Annotated in this window: 1 protein-coding gene; it reads left to right on the top strand. The window is 55.1% G+C overall.

The window, feature by feature from the left end:
• Positions 1-320: 320 nt before the first annotated feature.
• The coding region (locus ABEH28_RS27325; RefSeq protein ID WP_346631574.1) for a hypothetical protein at positions 321-601 on the top strand (281 nt) is incomplete at its 3' end.

The following is a 601-nucleotide window of genomic DNA, read 5'->3' as shown; positions in this document are numbered from 1 at the left end:
CAGCTCAATTCTTCGCGATATTGCGCCTGCTCAGGGAAGAAGTGTCGAAGTTGGTTTGCGAACAAACTTCTAACCTGCTTTCACCCAACCGCCGATACCACGTATCGGCGACCTGAGCTCAGCATGTGAAATGGTCCGCACGCGACGGCCACTCTCTCAAGCTCTGTCTGATTGCATTCAAGATGTTTCCATTGTTCGCGGAGCTGGTGGTGGGCAAGGTGCCTTTTCGCCCTAAAAGGCATCAGCCCGCAAACCCAAGGACACATTTGTCTGACTTCAAGCTCAGCCACCGAGCTTAGCTCGCCTCTGAGAATGCTTTGGTGAAGCTGATTGATGTGCTCGACCGCGTTCTGACCTTGTGCCAGATGGTGCACGTAGATTTCGCTTGTCTTGTTGACTTCCTCCCCGCCCTAAAGAGCGGGGATTCCTTCTGCAAGCGCCTGAAGTCCCAGGCGGGCGATGTTCCCGGCAGCCTGGTCAGGCGTTTGATCATTTTTTCTTTACTCAATCAGCACTTGAATGCGGGCCAGTACATCGTCCATCACCACCTCGGGGACCGCCTCTACGCGCTTACCCCCACGGGCCTCAAGGTCAACGGTGC

Origin of the sequence: Pseudomonas sp. Ps21-P2 (assembly GCF_039672565.1) — a bacterium.
GTDB lineage: Bacteria > Pseudomonadota > Gammaproteobacteria > Pseudomonadales > Pseudomonadaceae > Aquipseudomonas.
This window is presented reverse-complemented; position numbering and strand designations above follow the sequence as displayed.